Origin of the sequence: Mogibacterium diversum (assembly GCF_002998925.1) — a bacterium.
GTDB lineage: Bacteria > Bacillota > Clostridia > Peptostreptococcales > Anaerovoracaceae > Mogibacterium > Mogibacterium diversum.
Window position 1 is genome coordinate 1,106,810 of sequence record NZ_CP027228.1, and the last position, 18,683, is coordinate 1,125,492.

The window sequence follows — 18,683 nt, forward strand, 5'->3', positions numbered from 1 at the left end:
CACCTACGCAGTCGTTTTTGGATAATAAATGTGATAAGGTAGTGTATCAAGGCTAGATGTTAAATCAGCATGGCACTCAAATTTGAGTTTCAACACCCCTTCTTCCTTATTTTTACCCTCTAGTTCGAATCCACTAGTGCATAGTGCGTTATCGAGTATAACAATGATGTTTTTACCCTCAAGATTCTTACCAACGAACGCTATGTTCTCGAAATAATCATTCGCTTCGATTCTTGGTTTGGATTCAATCAAATCATAGGTATTATCCTGTGATGTTCCTTCCTTACCAATCAATGCGGACTTGATCATATCCTTCTTAACTTCAACTAGATTGATTTCCATTGAAGCTTTCTCACCCGTCTTGATATTAAGCCCCTTAACAGCAACTAACGCACCATCAACATCGATTGTGTGTCTATCGGGTTCAATATTGAGTTTAGAACCCTTCTGTGTAGCACCGATACAAGATTCTGCAAAATTCCACTTACCGCCAGCGTACTTTAACCCCTTGTGGATAGTTCCAGCACCAAACATTATTGATTTAGGTGTATCCGCTGTTGTGCCTGTGTAACCTTCCTTCATTATTCATCTCTCCATTCTGTAACATTAAGATTAACTTGTAATCTATAAATACCTTCTTCATCAGTTCTGATTGGAACTGAACTAGCGTATGATACCGCTATACCCGACCCATTCGGCAATATATCGGTTTTACCGTATTTACCAAAATATGAACGTATCTTTTCTTTTTCAGCTTCTAAACTAATCATTGAACGTGTACCAGTTCCCGTTAGAATAAATACGCTCTGAAGTTTACCATCTTCATCCATTGTTTCAGATTCGATATATTCCCCAACCCAAAAATTGTTGGTTAAATCCTTACTCCAATAGAGGTATTGATACCATATTCGGATTTCTTCCATACACCGATTAATATATCCTAGTGCATCACCCGTCATTTTAAATCTCCAAAAGCCTTTTCAGCCATCCTCTGAATCTTATTTTTCATACTCACGTAAGCTTTATGAAACGCTCTACTAGGTTTTTTACCCCTCGTTTTGTGCCATACTCCGTGTGAATCCTTATACATCCATGGTGATTTTCTGCCATTACCCTTAACCGCATACATACCCGTTCCGAATTCTTCCCATATAGCATTTTCAAGGTTCGAACCAACCGAGCATTCAAGACCACTCTCATCGGTCACATGTTGCCATGAACCCTTGGTTTGCCCAGTATCAACTCTACTGTTACGTTTAACTTGTGATTCAAGTTCGCCCCCAGCTTCCTCTAGGAATGATATCGCTGTATCCTTCATGGCATCTTTAACCTTGAATGAATAATCTTCAAACTTACATGACACTGTGCAAATCTCCTATATACTTCAAATAAACTTCAATATGTTGATGTAATCCCATAGGGTCATCGACAAGTAATATTTGAAAATCACCATAACCAGTTACACCACATTTCGTCACCCCGCTGTTGAACATCCATGCGTTATCAGCATAATCACATATGAACACGTGTGTTGATTCTTCAACCTTTGCATGAAACTTCGATAAATCAGCCGAACCGCTAATGTAATCAAGGAAACCCATGATTTTTTCGCCCTCTGAATTAGACGGTTCAACCTCTCCGATTTCGTTCTTATCGTGACTCAGCTTGTTGTAAACGGTTAATTCAACATTCCCACCAATCATTTAAAACCTCGCTTTCATATATGGTTTTAAGAAACCAAGCAATGATACGGGATAACCCATTATTTGATTCTCCTTGTCGAGGTCAAAATATGTAACCGAATGACGGGATAACGTTTCCGACTTGATACCAATCTTAGAACGATTGTTCATCTCCCACGCCATTAAGTTAATTACACCTTGTTTAATTGAAGCGGGGTATTCAACTTTAGTGACTACATTATGATTTACACTAAAAATAGACTTATCAATGATTGTTTTACCATCACTAATTGTAGTAACGGTGTACAACCCATCGTTTACTGCGGAATTAGTAATTTGAACGGTGTCACCTTCCTTAATAAAAGGTGACGAACCGTTCAATGTATCATTCTCGCTAGATGCTATAAATCTGACGTTCCTATTTTGGAAATTATTATTAGTGTATTTGCGAATTAACTGTTCAATACTATCGAGCTTCATTTGTAAACTATCAGTATTAACGTTTGGATATAGTCGTGTTATTTCTTCAATAGAAACTATCATGATTTAACCTCTACTTATCTTTGAACTGTGCAACAACTACCTTTGACTGATTAGTGATTGCTACTGTGTAAATCTCATCTGCTGAAATATCAGTCTTTCTAGCTAGTGACCTTCTTTCAGTTTCAACATTTACATCACGCTTCATGAAGATTGTAACTGCTGGTGCTTCATCTTCTGATTCCTTATCCTCAGTAACCTTCAGGATAGGGCAATTGTATACACCGCCTACAGCCTTAATCTTTCTTGAAGGCACTATTCTAGCACTTCCAATCATGCCGATTTCACCACGCATCATTACTTCGTTGTTGTACTTGTCTGCGGAAATGAAATCTTTATCAAGTCTAAGCTGTGTAATCTGCTTAGGTGATACGAACATTACTTTGTCGCTAATTACTTCCTCATCGAATAGGTCGATAGCATTAACGATGCTTGCGTAACCGATGATCGCAGTCGCACCAGCTGTATATTTTAGCTGTGCACCCTTTGCACACTCAATTACATCAGCATCAACCTTAGATGCTATGGACTTACCAAGCTGTGATGTTCCCTCTCCTACGGGGTTACCGTATCCCGATAGAATAGCTTCATCAGTTAGCTCTATAGCCTTCATTACCTTCTTAACCTTTGCTGTTGTAGTTGTAGCAGTTAGAATAGTAGTTCCACACTCTACACCCTCAGCCACATCCTCGGCATCACCGATATACTCGAATGTTGGTATTGTGATAGTATCTCCAGCATTTGCAACTAGAGTATCATCTACCTTCGCAAATGGTGTAGCCACAATCTTCTGCTTTACCTTTGCTGTTACCGCATCAGCCATAACCTGTGGATTAACTAGGTTCTGAATTTTTGTTGTTCCTGTTGCCATAATTATTTACCGTCCTTTACTTCGTCATCTCGTCATACAACTCTTTGTTGTTTTCAAATAGCTCTAACCTCTTAGCGTATGACAGCTTATCAAATTCCTCTTTAGTCATTGAATCGCCTTTATCACCATCATTATCGGGTAGTTTCTTAACATCCGTTTTCTGATTCGTGCTTGATTCAAACTGATTAGGATACTGCGTTTTGAGTTCTCCGAGCATATCGGATAATCCAGCAACATCGCCGTTTTCATCAAGTTTCAGTTCCCCCTTTTCCTTCAGCTTGTACGTGAGATAGTCGATATCCCCAGCCTTTGCATCAAGTAGGGCAACTTTGATAGCTGATTCAACTTTTGTTTGTTCGAGTTCCTTCTGTAATCCCTCGATTGTTGATTCAAACGTGGTGATTTTACTCTGTAATTCAGAGTTATCTGTGGTATCCTTCTTTAAATCTTCGATAAGCTTGTTAGCTTCCTTTAGCTTCTGAGCGTTACCATCATAATCACCCTTTAGTTTGTTGTAGCGAATATCAAGGTTTTCTTCACTCGTGGTGAATATCTTGTTCGCTTTCATATCACCTGTGATTTTCTCCACCTGTTCATCTGTTAACCCATTTGATCTCAAAATTTCCTGTAATGTCATTTTTCTATCCTTTCACTTTACAATTTTTACGTGTTACGTCACGTTAATGCGGATAGATGTTTTACGTGTTCCCACACGAATTTTTATATACAAAAAGAACGCTCTTTCGAGCGTTCTCGTTGCCTAAATTAATTATTTTCTATCTTCGAAAAAGTCTTTCCAATATGGATTTTCTTTATCGAATATTTCCCGTTCCTCTTTGGTCAACTTCCACGGATAATCAGAAAACATATTATATATTTTCTTCTTATCAAATGAGAATAACCAAACACCAACTTGTGTGTCTGAATTATCAATCCACCATATTTTATCGTTCTCATTATTCTTATAAAACTTATTTGATTGTTCCATGATCACCCTTATTCTGTTTATTCTCTGCTGTATTCAAGAACCCTAATATAGATTTAAACTCATCAGTATCAAGATTACTATCGGTGATATTCAACATGAAATCTCCGAATGAATCATCACCACTCCGACAACCAAATCTATATGATAGAGTATATCCAAGATTGCCATCGAAATTTTGCCAACCGCTATTATTTGCAGATTGTAATTCTAAATATTGTAACACACCTTCATCATTCTTACGAACAATTGAAGCGTGTCTACCAACGCACAAATAATATTCTTTGCCAATTTCGCAACCATTTAATAACTCTTTACCCGATGCGATCGATGTTTTTCTCGTTGATGTTGTTACCTTCATACCATCCATGTGGGATAATTCCATTAAATTAATGGTGTATGAAAAGAATTCTCGACTAACACCCCCTCGAAAATCTCGAACATCATATCCAAGTGTTTGACCAATATATGCGAGTCCGACCGATGCACATGAACCACCCGTCATATCCCCACCAGCTAATATATTAATTATTTCTTCTTTGTTTGGTCTTATATCATGCGGTTTTATAGGATTATACACGATATTGTTGCGTTTAGCACCATTAATTAACCCCATATAGTTTAGGTCTTTTGATTTAACGGGTTCAGAACTATGCCTTGATACATTCTTCAAGTAATTCTTGCGGAACGTTTTAAACTGTTCAGATTTATCAAGTTCGAAATAATCCGCACGTTCTTGAAGTGTTTCAAGTTCATCTTCATCTAATGCCCATTTTGCACGTTGTAATAGGCAACATCTACAGTTACATACGTTACGAGCCGAGCCACCAACGGATGGAGCTTCCATTTTTTCACCACCAACATCGAATTCTTCATCCCACTTGATGATTGTTCCGTCAACCTCTCGATGTGCATCTCTCGTCCTTCCATCAAGTGTTGCATCCCATTGTTTAAGAACATCAGCACCGTTCTTGATTGCTTCGAATCCTGCATCCAAAAATCCCTGTTGCTGAACTCTATGTCCTTCCGTCCTCGCTATGCGTATCGAATCGTTCAATGCTCTACGCATAGGGGAATTCATACCACTAGCAATATTAACAGCAATACCACCCCATGATTGACCTTGTGCGATTCCACGTGATAGGTTAGACCTCACACGAGTTTTTAGCACGTCAACGTTCTCATTTATACGATTTCTTAACGGATTACCCTTATAATATCGCCTTGATAACTTTGAATCAGTCTGCAAGGCTTTAACAACGGACTTGTTATCAATCGGTATTGCCAATGGTATTTTTTGTTGGTGTAACAAATACATATTGCCTACAAATCCGTTGTTATAGCTGTCTTTTAAGAAATCATCAATGGTGGTGTATTCTTTAGTCAGTAAATGATTTAATGCACTATCAACTTGTGATTTAATCGCTTCTTGGTACTTCTTTTGATATATAACGGACTCTAAACCCGTTTCATCATATCGTACACCTAATTCTTCGATACGTGCTTTTAAATCTTCCCTAGCCTTCGAATATACAGCCTTCAACTCTGCGATTGTTCGCTTTTCATCTTCGAGTTGGTATTTTGTGATTTCTCGTTCCCATTTATTCATCGCCTAAAACCTTCAACGGGTCATCTTCAAACTCATCGGGGATGTTATTCTTCACTTCCTCATAATCGAGTTCAAGAACATCACATATCGATTTAATAACGTTCTTGTCATCGATAACCCCATGCAATCCAAGTATTGTGTTGATTTCAATCTGTCTTGTTTCCGCTTCAGTCTTGTAAATCTGTGCGTTATCTGATGCGTTGGTCATAACTTCACGTTTGAAATCAAACCATACATCTTCAACTTTATACGCTGAATTGTTTTTCTTGTTGATCTCGTCAATAACAACTTTAACAATCTTCTTCAAGAACTGTTTTAGCTTGATTTCAAGCTTGTTACACTTCAAATCAAGTAGTGCATATCTTGATTTGATAACGATGTTAGTTATGTTACCGTCACCAATCTGAGCCGAATTGAACCCCATACCGAATCGATAGATGTTCTTCTCATCCTGTTCCATCTTGGTTAATCTCGCTTGATATGGAATATCCACCGTGTGAACTTCCACACCACCTTCAGAATCAACCCCAATTGTTTTCTTCGTCTTGAGATTCTGCGATAACTCATCTAGGTTATCACCCTCAAACCCTCTCACAACATGTAACGGATGGTCGAAATCAGCAAGATTATTTGACAAACCGCAAGACATGATATCGTAATCATCGATAATACCCTTAATCGCTTTAAGATTCGATATTTGCTTCTTGTTATTATCGAGCCTGAAGAACGGTATGAAACCAAATGGTTTATAATACAAACTGTTATCACGCTCATAAATAACGTGAGGGCGTGGATTGATATCAACACTTTCATCTAAATCAATACCCCCTTCATCGTTCTGAACATAATACGTTGTTTTCTCATCATCCCATACTTGAATTCGCTTGATTACCTTGTTATTCTTTGCGATTCTGTCGATGTACCAATAGATAACATAATTACAGTTATCATCTGTATCTTTCGCACGAACTTCGATTACACCAAGAGCATCAGCATATTGGAACGCCAATCTATCATGTTCGTTCTGATATGCGAATAGATAATCAAAACCCTTCGTAATCGTTCCCGTCAATAGGTCTGTCAATTCAGCCTTGAAATCCTCATCAAAGTATTCATCAAGCTTCGATTGTAACCCCTCAACATCTGAACGAACGAATGAATCATCACCACTCAACATATATTGAACTTGCTGGTCTACAAGTTCAGTAAAGAACGGATGTGAAATCTTGATATTACTTCTTGTTGTATCCTCAACCAACTCACCATCTGAGTTGTAATAGAACATACGATAGTTCAGAATATCGTGTTCACCCTCATAATATCGTTGTGCTTCTCTTGCTTTTCGCTTACGCTGTGAACCAGCATCATCAGATATGAAGTACCTTATTTCCTGTTCTGTTAGCATTATTACCCCTTCATAAACTTTTCTGTAATATCGTAAATCTTATCAAGGTGTGAGCCTACGAAATTACATACTTGTTCTTCATTCAAACTCGTGAATCCACATACACCAAATGAAAACAAGAAACAATGTACAAGTTCATGTATCACCGTTTCTCGTGTCATTTCCTTACTCAATCCAGTTCGTATTGATATCTTTTGCGATTGATACTCTGTTAAGCCGAAATACATCCCGTTATCGCTGTTCATCAATGATTTATCTTCATTAACAAAATCAATATTCCAAGTTAGATTATTAGCCTTAAACCTCATATCAACCAACCTTTTCGTAAATTAATATATTTCTCCAATCCGTACCTCATAGCATCCATAAGGTGATTGAAATCATCAATCGGTGTGTTAGTTTGATTACCGAACTTATCTTTTGCCCATGTGTAGTTACTAATCTCAGTAATGAAGTTAACACATCTAGGATGTACAATGATTTCAAAGTTCTGAATCCATTGAATACCGTTGTTAACGGAATCTTTACCCTTCTTCGCACCCTTAACATGTAACCCATAACTCTTTAACTCATCATTTGATTTAGGTTCTGAACTATCAGCGGTTATCCGTTCCTTCGCATATCCCATATTGACAATCTCATTATAGATTTTATTGTTCGATAAACCCTTCTTGTAGAACTCATCGAACACATAAATTTTGTGATTCTCTAAATCAACCATGCTCGCAAATAATGCTGAAGGATCATTAGTATATCCATAGTCAAGTCCGAACGCTGGTTTCAGATTATCGGATATTATTCCATCTTCCCCAGCATCATATTCGGCTTGTGTAACGAACTTGAATTCTTGTTCCTTCCAATTCTCATACACAACACCTTCAACGCTACCCCATTCACCAAGTCCAGCGGTTCGATATCTTCTAGGGTTGCGAACTCTCATTCGCTCGAACAGCTTTTCATCAGATTTATCTAGCCACTCATTACATAAGTAATTAGTGGTGATAGCCAATATATCATCATCACACACGTTATTATCAAAGAACGTTGATTTCAGCCAATGCCTTTCATTCCAAGGGTTGAATGTAATAGTTACTTGCTTGAAGAGGTTATCGGGAACTTCACCACGTATAGATTCATCTATCGTATCAAAATCCTCTTTATGCATAACCTCATAGGCTTCTTCAATCCACATCCAACACAAATAACCGTGTTCAACGGTTACCGATGTAACCTTTAATGAATCGTCAAGACCTCTGAAATATATCTTCTGCCCTGTAGGCTTGTAAGTTGCTTGCAGTGGGGATTCTTTAAAATCCCAATGTCTAGCAACACCCAATCTATTAACCGCCCATTTAAGTTCGGTATAACATGATTCTTTGAGTGTTCTATAAGTCTTTCGAACAACTAATAGATTAGCTTCGGGATACTTCATCATGTTGTAGATATACCACAATGCGGTTGTTTTTGATTTCTTCGATGCTCTCGAACCCTTAACAACTCTATATCTTCCCTTGAAGTTCCAAAACTCTTTATACCCCTTACCAACAACTTTTGGTAAATAAATCTCCATGAATCAACCTCTTACATTTACGATTCACACATCTGTGTGTTGTCATCAATCCCTCAGTCATGAACGCTTGATGATACTTACAATATGCAACGGGGTAATATGTGAAGTTACCATCAATTAGTTGAACTTTGTGCTTACACTTTGGCGGTTTATTTTTCAACCGCTCTTTTCTTCTCTTTCTCTGTGCTTTCCGATTCCCCTTGCTTCTATTCTTCAAGTTCATCTTCTCCCGATATGATCACGGGTAAATTCATGTTCACATCGAACTTATCACTAAACATACCAAGATGTTTACCGAGTAGTTCAAGGGCTTTCATCTTACTAGCAAGTTTAACTTCTCTCTTACTCGAACTACCGTTTATTGAATCCCCGTTCTCCACCTTGTACGATTCAACACAAGCCAAATCATCAGCACTAGCATCAGTTTTAATCTCCCCGTTCTCGTCAACGATATCGTTGAAGTTAACGAATGCGATTCTTGCAAGCTCCTGTATAACTCTATCTTGTGTGATTCCCGTTCTTCTTGAACGTTCCGCAAGTGCTTTTTCAATCTTACTTTTTATTTGAGGTTTTTTGAGGTTTTCGGCTCCACTCTGATAAGCCGTATCAACCGAATAACCCGCCCTAATTGCTGATTGTGTCGCATTGAAGTCAATCAAATATTCTTCAATGAACCTCTTTTGTTTGTTTGTCATATTGATTTACTCCAAAAACGAAAAAAAGAACCGCCACTTGTGGCAGTCCTCAAACTTTATAATTTACTATTTTATCATATCAGCTGTCAAGCCTTGGTGTCAACAATCTTATTGTGTCGTTTTTTGTCTTATTATGTCTAATCCTGTCTTTTTCAGTTTGTAACCCCACGAATACGTAATATCAAGAATCTCACATATCGTTTTCATTTCGTATTCTTGAACATAGTACATATATAGAATCTCATATGCCTTCGGATTCTCAACTAATTCAATCATCTTGATGATCTCGCTACGCTTATTATCAACCTCACGAATTGCATCATTAAGTTCTCGTTCCTTATCGATTACATAATCAATCGGGTTTGAGAAATTTCGGGATTTCTGAACTTTGTTCGGGTCAAGTTCGATAGCACACAAATCACAATGTTCTCTTAATATTTCTATATCGGCTCTTAGTCTACGAATCTTACGATTTAAAAATCGAATCTGCATTAAATATTTATTTATATTCATTCATTCACCTCTTATAAAAACCGTGGTTCAAGATGGTTCAACATCGGTTCAAGATGTAAAATAATCTTGAACCGTATCAACACTAGTAATATCAACGCTTATAGCGTTCGGGTTCAAGATGTTCAACATTTTTCCCTATATTTATATATTTTTGATTTTTGTAATATATTAAACTTTTTTAAAATTATTCAGAAATAAGGGAATTATCTTGAACCTTGAACCGCAAGCACTCAACATCAGTAATATCAACAATCCTAGCGGTTCAAGATTGAAAAATAATCTTGAACCAATCTTGAACCAATCTTGAACCAATCTTGAACCCGTTGTTATTTTTTATAAATTTTATGTATTAAATTGTGTTACTTCCTAAATCTAATAGGCATGACTAATCCGACAATTTTTTCATCTTCTTTGATATAAATCGGATGTTGTTCCCCTTCACACCAAAATGTTGAACTTTTTGTGTTAAAATTTTTCAGAAGATTTTTAGAACAATGTATATTTATTCGATTATTTCTAAAAATATTACACTTGATTTTATTAATCTGTTTCTCTTGAGGAAGTAGATTCACTTCTTCCAAATCATGTTTTGCGAATAAAACTCTCATTGTTTTCTTCTTCAAGTAGTCAATATTTATCATAAACTCATCATACGGGATTCTATAAACGATTGTTCCTTCGGGATTCATCAAGCATATATCATTATCGATAATTTCATACATCCATGAACGTTCGGAATCAATGATATCTTTCATAATATTTTTAATCTTCACGGTATATACTCCTTTCTTTGCTGAACCCTTCGGGATAGCGTTTCATTAGTTTATCGATATTTTTCTCGAACACCTCAGATAAATCTATATCGCACATTTTAGCAATAACGGCTAAATACCATGAGCAATCTCCGAGTTCCTTGATTAGTTCGTCACGGTCGAGATCGTGACCGTGATACAAATATTTCTTTAAAATATCGACCGTTTCCCCACACTCCCCAGCCAAGCCAAGACCAGCGTTGGCAAGTGTAAATTCTTCTGTAACTGTACGCATACAAGCGTTTTGATAATCATTAGCTAACATAATTTACCCCTCTATGTACACCATTTTAGAATCTCGATAAACATCCATAGCTGGTGTAGTTTCAAAATCAATACCATCATCCGTGTATCTCATTGTTGATAATCTCGCTTCATAATCAAGAGGATACACCATTAATAATTCAATCAATTGTTCTACCGTCATGACAACCACCACCATAATAATTTTGAAAATAAACCGATTAAAATTAAGTCACAAGCTAGAAACGCATCATTTGCGAATTTAGGTTTGGTATCGATGTATAGAACACCGACACCACCTAGGATTAAAGCAACTGCGAACAATATCATATATAACTTCATTTCATCACCTCGATTATTCCAGCATCTAACAAATCATCAATATAATTGAAGGTCATTTGAGCAATACCCGATAATTCGGGATCAGTCGAATATTTTGCATCCCTATCGAATCTAAAACCACACATACCATCATATGCGTAACAACTTATCACAAACTTTTCTTTATCCTCATAAAACTGCGATGTGAAGCCGTTATCGTTGAAATCAATTTGTGTTTCGTTGTGACACAGTATCGGATTATATCGATTTAATGCGATATTATTGAATATCCTATATTTACCAAGTAACATGTAATCTTTATCGATATTTTCCCTAAATTTATCGACATTTAATTTAAATACGTTATAATTCTCTATTCTTGAAAACTCTACATTTTTTACCATTGATTTTCACATCTCCTATCTCACATCCAAGCAATCTTTTTATTTCCATGCTGAATTTCTTTTGTGATACTTTTGAAAACCCGTTCTTATAACAGAAGGAATCATACATTGTGAATACTTCTGATGTTGATTCATTGAGTATCGCATCTTCTCCGAACTCGTCCACGAATTGAATAATCGGATTATTATCCTTCTCGAATTCATCAATCTGTTTTGTTACCGCTTCCGAATCCGTGAATCCGTTGTTCATTAGTACACGTTCTAAACCTTGTAAACCTAACTGAATCAAGTATTCTGTTGCTGTTTGTTCAGTCAATAAACTGATGATGTTCCACTTATAATCGGGGTCATCTTTGCTGAACTCAGCATTAAAGGGTATGATTACCAATCTTCGTTTTATCGCCTTGAATCCCTTATTTCTCACTCTTGGTACTTCATTAGCACTAAATAATAGCTTTACTGAGGGTTTAAAGAAAAATACATCTTGCCCCTTATTTTCTGCCTTGATATCGTTACCGCTAACAATCTTCTTGAACTGTGATATTGCTTTTCCCTGTAGAAATTCATCAGATATATCATCCCCAATGTTGGCAAGTTTACCGAACATAGTTGTTGTGCTGAACTTCTCCGATAGTTCGTCAATATCAAGTGATACATAATTGTTTCTCCCTAGAACGTTTCGAACCATGTCGAGAAATGTTGATTTACCATTTGACCCCGTACCAGTTAGGATGAATGATTTTGATAATTCATTACGTCTGTAGAAACAATAACCGATACATTCTTCAAGTAGTGAACGGATTGATTCATCGTTACAAGCAATTTTATTTAGTGTTGAATCTACCGTTTGATCATACGCGTTTGGATTATAATCCCACGGTATTTTATTAGTTATAGGATATTCGGGTGAAAACGGTAACAACTCTTTTGTTGTCAAGTTCAATATCCCATTTCTGAAGGCTAAATAATTCGAACTGAACGGTTCTTCGTTATTAGGTGTAATAATCTCCAAGTATTTGAGTGTTTCACTTCTCTGTGTAGCTTTAAGATTCGGTATAATCTCAATCATCTTTGATTCAATCAAGCGATAAGATGCGGTATAAATACCATCATCATATATATGTAACTGATTGTTGATTCGCTTGATATGATATTGATTCTTGATGTACCTTGCGAACGTATCGAATAAGAACGCATTTTTCTTAAAGAATATCGGTGCTTCAAACGCTTCATCACGTGTAATCGTTTCAATTTCGTTATCATCTAGTGCTTCATCAAATACATGATTATTTATATTCTTCAAAATCTCGATTATTTCATCCCTACTAAGATTTAGCTGAGATTGAAGAACTAATATATACTTGTATAATTCCCCGTTCCTTCCGTCACCCTCAGTTAATCCCAAAACATCGATACTAGTATTAACGGGTAACAATTCGTTCGGAACTACATCTATTTCATCGGGTTCGAAATGTGGGGGGAATCTATCCACCCCGTTAACCCTCAATGGGATATAAGTTGAACCCGAATGAATATCTGCAATCAGTCCAACGGCTAATTTTTTATCTTCCCCACCTCTTGCGATTCTTTTATCGGGGTTTCTCCAATAAGTATGTATGTGCTTATTCCTTGGATTTTCAAGAATTAAACAATTCCAGTTGTTAGAATCAGCCATTTCAAGGAACATATCAGATAGTTGTTCAGAATCAAACGATATATCAATGAATTCAGAATTGAGAATTGCACCGAACGATTCGGAATCTATCACATCATCCCATGATTTAAGATTCGCATTTTTAACTTTTTGTATTGGTTTTTTACCCTTGCCGACTGCGTAACCTTTAAAAACTAAATCGTTACCGTTCCATTTACTCATAAGCAACTCCGAATTTATGTAATCTATCTTTTGCAACACCTATATACCAACTCTTATCGAGTTTCTTCGGAACTTTCACATCATTAACATCACCGTTATAAATGAATACATGTTCGGGAGTACTTTCGATTTTTTCGATTTTGTCACCCTTTGTTTTCCACAACCCACCATCATTTTTATCGATAGATGCGAACGCTCTCACACATTTTTCATTGAGTAACTTCCGTTCACCCGTGAATTCTCTGAACATCTTTAATCTTCCCGTTGCTGGATTGATTTTTTGAACCTTAGACCAACACCCACCATGAAGGATTGAATCATATTTTGATGAAATCTTTTTGACCGTCTGAAATTCCTTCAAATCGTTACAACTATTGATTGTTCGTTCGATTGGAACGCCCTTGACCATGTAATCAACAAGTGCTTTATTAACTATAGGCAAATCATAATCAAGTCTGTTAAGTTTCTTAACGTATTCACCTTTAGCCTTGTAATTACCCCATTCATCTATTATCAGATAGTTGTTAACATCTTTTTGAAAAATCTCACCATATCCATAATCATCAAATTCGAGCGTTAAGCCCGTTCGCTGTTCCCATTCATGGGCAATATCATCAATCATTGCGTAATCATCATAGTTGAACATTCTGATTAGAATACCATCCGTGTTCACTTGTATGATTTCACATTTACCCTCGAGCCTTTCGAGAAGGTCAACACCAACGAGAATTTGACCGAATATACAAGTATTGTTTGCCCCTCTAGGGTCATACAATTTATTGTATTTATCCTTCATCGCCCCGTATGTTCCATTCAGTACGATTTTAAACGGTGCTTGTTCTTTCTTCTTTCCTTCGGCTTTCAGCTTTAATCTGTGATGTAATATACCTATATATCTATCTCGCCCCTCTTTAGTAACTGAGCGTGAAAAACAGTATTCAGCGAACAATGCCATAAGTGTTGGATACAGTGAACCAACATCCATATTTAGGAAAAAACCCTTCGCATGATATTTAGTCAATGCACCGTGTACACCACCATAGCCGAATTTCATCGGGATACCAGCCATGATTAACTCTAATTGATTAGTCTTATTACCCACCTTGTATCGGTGATTTTTAGGATTGGTGTACCAATCCACAATTTGCGTGTACTTCTCAACTCTTGCACAATCGGGTATGTGTATATCGAACTCATCATCGTATGTTCTTTTCGTTGCCCCTAAGATTTCAGCACTCAACTGAACTTTTGTTTTAGATATATAGGATAATGGCATCTTATACATCTTCAGTAGTTCCATCTGTGCTTCAAAATCTGAAATGCGTTCAAGTAGGATTTCAGCAGTTTGATGAACATCATGCCTACAGTATGTTGCTAGTTCCTTGAGTTCCTCATCGGTCAATTTCCTATCTATATCGAACGGTATTGAGGATTCTTTGATGTTGTTACCCATGAAGCCTTCAAACTTCTTTAATCCACCATCTCCCGATTCCATAACATCATAGTTATTTAGTGGAATCTTATTGAACAGTTTTGAAAATGTATAACCCGATTGATTGTTCTTGATGATATGATCATTACACTCTTTCGGATTCAATCCGCATATAATCGCTTTAAATATAAATTGGTCATAGTGCCTTGAATTGAATCCCACCCATATGGATGATTTATGTTTCTCGTAGAGATTAATCAGTTCATCACGATTATTAACAATTGTGTGTTCCGTTTTGTTTAGTAGGTCAAGCACGACCACTAACCAATCGTGCTTGACTACTTCGAAATCGTAAACTAACATGTTCGTTTACCCTTCAAATACCTCTTTGATTTTGTAAATTGGATAATCCTTGTTGTTCTTCGAATACTCAATCATGTATTCAAGACCAGCATCATCAATAGCTTCATGAATATCCATAATCATATTGTTGTACTCACGATGTCCAATAAACGTTGAATCAACATCAACACCACTTTCAAGACTTCTCAAGAACTTATTAACTAGTGCAATCTGAAATCCCTTAGTGATTACTTGATTGTAGAATAAAAGTTTGTTTTCAAATTCCCCAGCAAGGATACGCATCCAACAACTGAACATCGGGTCACCGTTCTTAGTTTCCTTGATTTCCATCTTCTCAATGTTCACTTCATATTTACCCGTTGGAACTTCCTCATATTCTCCAACTCCACCGTTTTTTTCAACTTCTTGAACGTCCTCAGATAATGCCTTGATATCAAACTTCTTATCCCACTTATCGAAAATACTCATATTTATTTACCTCTCTTTTTTATTTCTTTCCATTAGATATACGATATAGTCTTTACACAAATCATGAGCCTGTGCGTTAAATGCGAATGATAAATCATGATTGTTGTTTATAAGATTGTTGAGTGCCTTGAGCATTGCATTCTTACCACTCTCATGATATGTTTTAACCAATCCATCCCAATATCCAAGCTCTTTGAGTTTCCTAACCAACATTGCGTTCTCTCCTAGTTCTTCGAGTTCTCTTTGGTTTTTCTTCTTCAACTTCCTCAACTTCTTCGGGAATATCGTCCATGATTTCTTCAAACTCAGTTTGAACATGCTGTTCTTCTTCAAGTTCCTCTTTCTTTCTTCTCCCCCTTTTTGGTTCTTCGACCTTTTCAGATTCTTCAGTTTTATCGACCTTGTGAACGTTCTCGTTTGCTTCGTCATAAACTTTGCATAGTTCTGACCAATCGAGCGGTATCGATGTATGTGTGATATTCTTTAATCTACCACCACCAAATACCACTTCGTTTGACTTGAAATTTAGTGTTCTTGTTCCGTCATCCTCTACAACAACCCTCGCCACAATATCAACCATACCAGCGATTTTATTAGCAACCTTTTCAGCGATATTTGGTTTAATAGCTGTAATCTTATCGCCTGTTTTCTTGGTGATGTCCTTCGATGTATCTTCATGACTGATTAGAACAATGTTTTCATAATCAAGATTCATCAATCTTCTGATTGTTGATAGAAATTCAGTTCTCACCTTATCCCACGCTCTGAATGAATCATCTGATTCGTGATCAATACCGAGTTTGTCATACATATATAATCTGCAAGATTCGTATGTATCTTCGAGAAGGTCAACAACGATTGTTTTGAAATTGTTATCGTTCTTCTCTAATTCCCCGATTGCGTTCTTGAAATTTTCCCACGCAAGAACTTTGATTCTCCCCTCGTACGTATCCTTGATTGGTAGATACTGCATTGTAACGAATTGAACGTTACCATCTGTATTGAGATTTATCGGCATCGGTGCGGAATCCATAAATGTTGTTTTTCCGCTGAATGCTCCACCATATAGCCACAACTTACGTTTTGTAGCTGTTCCAACTTCTCTACGTTCTGCCTTAGGTAAAATCATATAATTTACTCCTTCCATACATAGTTCTCGATACTCACACCAATCGCACAAGTATGATTGAACTTTCTCAAATTCCTCTGTTCGTTCTAGTCTTATTGTTGATTTTAGAAAATCGATGACTTTATTTTCTTGATATTTAACTTCCTTAATTGTTATATCGAGTTTACTCAGTTCATCAATTATCCTGCTTCTGAAATCTTTGAGCGTTTCAGTTTTCTTCAGTCTAATGTTTGTTTTCGGAACAAAGACGAAATACATATTCCGAATATCGATGTTAAGTATCTCTTTTATGAAATACTTATAAACATGTAACTGCCTTGATTCCATATAATGGTCAACATTATTCGAATACTTATAATCGTATAAATCATATTGACCGTTGCCACATGGAACTAATAAATCCGCTGTCCCTTCGTACCAATCATTGCTGAAGTTAACTTCATGCAACCCATCGGGTACAATTTTCTTGATTTTAGGAATCCAATATTCTAACTTGATAACCTCATCTATATGTTTATCTGTGATTATTGGATAACTCATCAAGTATTCTTTGATTGCTGTTTCTGAATCAACTTCCATCGCTCTATGTAAAGCTGTGCCAATCCTTAACGGATTTTGAGGGTCATCAGAATCGATAATTTCTATATTATCGATATACTGCAATTTGTACCGCATTTCGCAATTTTCGAATTGCTCGACTGTTGAAAAATGTATCTTCATCGCTTATTCCTGTTCGTTATCCAAGTTAAAAGGATTAGCGTTGCACATATTATCGCTGTAATATCTGTAGCTGTTCCCATTTAATTAACCACCTCTTTTTTAGTTCCGCATATACGGATTTATCACCGTGAATTAACTTTTTAAAATTCTCAAAATCTTTGGGATATAAAAGAATCGCATAACCACCAGCATCATTGATTTTGTTTAGATTCATCAACTGAAGTGTTGAGGGTGTTCCCGTTTCCGATTTAAGCTCTATTCCGTAAAAATCACCGTTTATACAAGCTAGTAAATCGGGGATTCCCGTTTTCGTATATTTACCACCACCCCAATATTTGATGAACCAACCACCATAATTTTCGATGTAATCTTTAACCTTAGTTTCAAACGATTTTTCTTTACCCATTTTCACGCTCCAATCGTGCGAATATATCACTCATTATTGATTTTGCCGTTAGAATACCCAGTTTATAACCTTCATACTCTTTGGAATTAAACCGCTTGTGTTTTACATTCTCATACTCTAATTTTTTATCCAATCTCAATTGAACATTTCGTCTGAGTTTGGCAATTTCCGAACGTGTCATATTTATTTCACCTCGAATCTGATTGAATCCTTGCGTGTTGTGATTTTCGGATAATCTTCCAACAGTTCCGCATAGAATTTTGGTTCTTTTTTCTCAAGCTCTTTTAAATCAATACTCGTTGAAGTTGAACCGTTTACCCTTGTGATTTTGATGAACTGATTATCAATCGACTTGATACCATAATCGTTCATGAGTTTTTCAAGTTTCGTTTTTAACTTCTTTTCATCGGCTTCAAGTTTCTTTTTAGCCTTTGTTGCATCAGCAAGACCCTTGAACAACGCAAGATTCTGTTTTTCAAAAACCATTAATTCGTTTTCATTGAAATCCTTTTCTTCATTGAGAAGTTCAATATTCATCTTTTACCCCCTTGTTTGTAGTGATTAAAATCACCCCTAGAATTAACTTAATTAATAGCGATGACCAATTGATATTTGGTTCGGTTTCGATATCCCCAGCAA

General features: G+C 36.5%; 24 protein-coding genes. All 24 read right to left on the bottom strand.

Features of this window, described 5'->3' with window-relative positions; genetic code table 11:
• Positions 1 to 3: 3 nt before the first annotated feature.
• The 24 genes from C5Q96_RS05125 to C5Q96_RS05245 all read right to left on the bottom strand — a co-directional run bounded on the left by C5Q96_RS05125 (position 4) and on the right by C5Q96_RS05245 (position 18,581).
• Positions 4 to 582, bottom strand: a complete 579-nt coding sequence (locus C5Q96_RS05125) for a hypothetical protein (protein ID WP_106057332.1) — start codon at positions 580 to 582, stop codon at positions 4 to 6.
• Positions 582 to 959, bottom strand: a complete 378-nt coding sequence (locus tag C5Q96_RS05130) for a hypothetical protein (RefSeq protein WP_106057333.1) — start codon at positions 957 to 959, stop codon at positions 582 to 584. The genes C5Q96_RS05125 and C5Q96_RS05130 overlap by 1 nt, the downstream gene beginning before the upstream one ends.
• Positions 956 to 1,363, bottom strand: coding sequence for an HK97 gp10 family phage protein (locus tag C5Q96_RS05135; RefSeq protein ID WP_106057334.1), 408 nt, complete (start codon positions 1,361 to 1,363; stop codon positions 956 to 958). The genes C5Q96_RS05130 and C5Q96_RS05135 overlap by 4 nt, the downstream gene beginning before the upstream one ends.
• Positions 1,353 to 1,703 carry a hypothetical protein gene (locus C5Q96_RS05140; protein ID WP_106057335.1) on the bottom strand — a complete coding sequence of 117 codons (351 nt, stop codon included), beginning with the start codon at positions 1,701 to 1,703 and terminating at the stop codon, positions 1,353 to 1,355. Before C5Q96_RS05140 ends, C5Q96_RS05135 begins: the two co-directional genes overlap by 11 nt.
• A complete protein-coding gene (locus tag C5Q96_RS05145) occupies positions 1,704 to 2,162 on the bottom strand; it encodes a hypothetical protein (RefSeq protein WP_158696697.1) in 459 nt (152 codons plus the stop codon).
• Between the two features lie 73 nt (positions 2,163 to 2,235).
• The gene (locus tag C5Q96_RS05150) at positions 2,236 to 3,093 is read right to left on the bottom strand and encodes a N4-gp56 family major capsid protein (protein ID WP_106057337.1); all 858 of its coding nucleotides are present in this window, start codon (positions 3,091 to 3,093) and stop codon (positions 2,236 to 2,238) included.
• Positions 3,094 to 3,109: 16 nt separating this feature from the next.
• Entirely contained in the window at positions 3,110 to 3,730 is a 621-nt protein-coding gene (locus C5Q96_RS05155; protein ID WP_106057338.1) for a phage scaffolding protein, read from the bottom strand.
• A 132-nt stretch (positions 3,731 to 3,862) separates the two neighbouring features.
• Positions 3,863 to 4,081 (bottom strand): DUF7675 family protein, encoded by a 219-nt coding sequence (locus C5Q96_RS05160; RefSeq protein ID WP_106057339.1) that lies wholly within the window; start codon positions 4,079 to 4,081, stop codon positions 3,863 to 3,865.
• A complete protein-coding gene (locus tag C5Q96_RS05165) occupies positions 4,065 to 5,687 on the bottom strand; it encodes a phage minor head protein (RefSeq protein WP_106057340.1) in 1,623 nt (540 codons plus the stop codon). Before C5Q96_RS05165 ends, C5Q96_RS05160 begins: the two co-directional genes overlap by 17 nt.
• Complete coding sequence (locus C5Q96_RS05170) at positions 5,680 to 7,092, bottom strand: phage portal protein (RefSeq protein WP_106057341.1); 1,413 nt, start codon at positions 7,090 to 7,092, stop codon at positions 5,680 to 5,682. Before C5Q96_RS05170 ends, C5Q96_RS05165 begins: the two co-directional genes overlap by 8 nt.
• A 304-nt stretch (positions 7,093 to 7,396) precedes the next feature.
• Positions 7,397 to 8,662 (bottom strand): PBSX family phage terminase large subunit, encoded by a 1,266-nt coding sequence (locus C5Q96_RS05180; protein WP_106057343.1) that lies wholly within the window; start codon positions 8,660 to 8,662, stop codon positions 7,397 to 7,399.
• Positions 8,663 to 8,868: 206 nt separating this feature from the next.
• Positions 8,869 to 9,357: a terminase small subunit gene (locus C5Q96_RS05185; RefSeq protein WP_106057344.1), complete on the bottom strand. Its 489-nt coding sequence runs from the start codon at positions 9,355 to 9,357 to the stop codon at positions 8,869 to 8,871.
• A 108-nt stretch (positions 9,358 to 9,465) separates the two neighbouring features.
• Positions 9,466 to 9,870 (bottom strand): DUF1492 domain-containing protein, encoded by a 405-nt coding sequence (locus tag C5Q96_RS05190; protein WP_106057345.1) that lies wholly within the window; start codon positions 9,868 to 9,870, stop codon positions 9,466 to 9,468.
• Between the two features lie 359 nt (positions 9,871 to 10,229).
• Positions 10,230 to 10,643 carry a hypothetical protein gene (locus C5Q96_RS05195; protein ID WP_106057346.1) on the bottom strand — a complete coding sequence of 138 codons (414 nt, stop codon included), beginning with the start codon at positions 10,641 to 10,643 and terminating at the stop codon, positions 10,230 to 10,232.
• Positions 10,633 to 10,947, bottom strand: coding sequence for a nucleoside triphosphate pyrophosphohydrolase family protein (locus C5Q96_RS05200; RefSeq protein WP_106057347.1), 315 nt, complete (start codon positions 10,945 to 10,947; stop codon positions 10,633 to 10,635). Before C5Q96_RS05200 ends, C5Q96_RS05195 begins: the two co-directional genes overlap by 11 nt.
• Before the next feature lie 3 nt (positions 10,948 to 10,950).
• Positions 10,951 to 11,109 carry a hypothetical protein gene (locus C5Q96_RS08630; protein WP_158696698.1) on the bottom strand — a complete coding sequence of 53 codons (159 nt, stop codon included), beginning with the start codon at positions 11,107 to 11,109 and terminating at the stop codon, positions 10,951 to 10,953.
• Positions 11,110 to 11,263: 154 nt separating this feature from the next.
• Entirely contained in the window at positions 11,264 to 11,650 is a 387-nt protein-coding gene (locus C5Q96_RS05205; protein WP_106057348.1) for a hypothetical protein, read from the bottom strand.
• The gene (locus tag C5Q96_RS05210; protein ID WP_106057349.1) at positions 11,610 to 13,526 is read right to left on the bottom strand and encodes a DNA primase family protein; all 1,917 of its coding nucleotides are present in this window, start codon (positions 13,524 to 13,526) and stop codon (positions 11,610 to 11,612) included. Before C5Q96_RS05210 ends, C5Q96_RS05205 begins: the two co-directional genes overlap by 41 nt.
• Positions 13,519 to 15,321 carry a hypothetical protein gene (locus tag C5Q96_RS05215; protein WP_106057350.1) on the bottom strand — a complete coding sequence of 601 codons (1,803 nt, stop codon included), beginning with the start codon at positions 15,319 to 15,321 and terminating at the stop codon, positions 13,519 to 13,521. Before C5Q96_RS05215 ends, C5Q96_RS05210 begins: the two co-directional genes overlap by 8 nt.
• A gap of 6 nt (positions 15,322 to 15,327) precedes the next feature.
• Positions 15,328 to 15,789 (bottom strand): DUF669 domain-containing protein, encoded by a 462-nt coding sequence (locus tag C5Q96_RS05220; protein ID WP_106057351.1) that lies wholly within the window; start codon positions 15,787 to 15,789, stop codon positions 15,328 to 15,330.
• Positions 15,790 to 15,795: 6 nt separating this feature from the next.
• Positions 15,796 to 16,002 carry a hypothetical protein gene (locus C5Q96_RS05225; protein ID WP_106057352.1) on the bottom strand — a complete coding sequence of 69 codons (207 nt, stop codon included), beginning with the start codon at positions 16,000 to 16,002 and terminating at the stop codon, positions 15,796 to 15,798.
• A complete protein-coding gene (locus C5Q96_RS05230; RefSeq protein WP_106057353.1) occupies positions 15,992 to 17,638 on the bottom strand; it encodes an AAA family ATPase in 1,647 nt (548 codons plus the stop codon). The genes C5Q96_RS05225 and C5Q96_RS05230 overlap by 11 nt, the downstream gene beginning before the upstream one ends.
• A 49-nt stretch (positions 17,639 to 17,687) precedes the next feature.
• Positions 17,688 to 18,044 carry a VRR-NUC domain-containing protein gene (locus tag C5Q96_RS05235; protein WP_205763988.1) on the bottom strand — a complete coding sequence of 119 codons (357 nt, stop codon included), beginning with the start codon at positions 18,042 to 18,044 and terminating at the stop codon, positions 17,688 to 17,690.
• A gap of 183 nt (positions 18,045 to 18,227) precedes the next feature.
• Positions 18,228 to 18,581, bottom strand: a complete 354-nt coding sequence (locus tag C5Q96_RS05245; RefSeq protein WP_106057355.1) for a hypothetical protein — start codon at positions 18,579 to 18,581, stop codon at positions 18,228 to 18,230.
• Between the last annotated feature and the right edge of the window lie 102 nt (positions 18,582 to 18,683).